Here is an 864-nt window from a genome sequence, read left to right on the forward strand (position 1 = left end):
CACCCGCACCCGCCGACGAAACCCGTACCCCCACCCCACTGGGCGCCCCGGCGCACCCCAGTGGAACGGCGTGGTGACCATCTGACCTATCGCTCGTTTTGTTGAACGTGCAGTCACAGGATGTCGCCCCGCGCCCCGCAGCTTCCCGCGCTCAGGAGTCGGTCGTGGACGTCGAGCAGGCGGAGGCCGCGCTCGTCGAGCACTATCCGCGTCTGGTGCGGCTCGCCTATCTGACGTTGCCGCCCAGCCTGGGCCGCAACCGTCGGGTGCTGACGGCGCACGCGCTGACGCAGCGGGCGTTGCCGAGGGGACGCAAGTCGGCCTCGCTGATCCCGGCGCAGGCGACGGGCACGGGAACCGTGGCGGGGCGCGAGCGCAACCCCGGGTACGCCTACGTACGGCTCCAGGTGGTCCGCACCGCCCTGGAGGCCGGTCTCCCGCTGCGGCGCAGGGCGTGGCCGAAGCGCTCCCAGTTGCCGCCGCTGCTGCCGCAGGTGTGGGGGCTGCGGCTCTTCCCCCGCTCGGGCGGCGCCGACGAACTGGCCCTGGACCAACGGCTGTCGGCCCTCTCCTCACCGGCCCGGGCCGCCTATGTCCTGCGGGGCCTGGAGAGGCTCCCCGACCCGGTGATCCGGACGCTCCTGGAAGAGGCCGGGGTCGATGATCCGGCGGACGCGCTGCGGGAGGCCGACTCGGTACCGGCGCGCCAGCACGCGCTGCTCCTGTCCCCCGAGTACGACCCCTGTTCGCTGCACGCCCGCCCCACCGATCTGGTGCGCCGCCGCCAGCACACGAGGGCCGCGCTGGCCGCCACGGCCGCCGTGGTGGTGTGCGGGGCGCTCCTCGGTCTGCCCGGGGAGGGGT

At 74.3% G+C, this 864-nt stretch carries 1 pseudogene; it reads left to right on the forward strand.

The features are described from left to right. Window positions 1-107 precede the first annotated feature (107 nt). Window positions 108-864: pseudogene (locus P1P70_RS45195) on the forward strand (hypothetical protein); the annotation flags it as partial.

Source organism: Streptomyces sp. MB09-02B (genome assembly GCF_033794485.1).
Classification (GTDB): domain Bacteria; phylum Actinomycetota; class Actinomycetes; order Streptomycetales; family Streptomycetaceae; genus Streptomyces.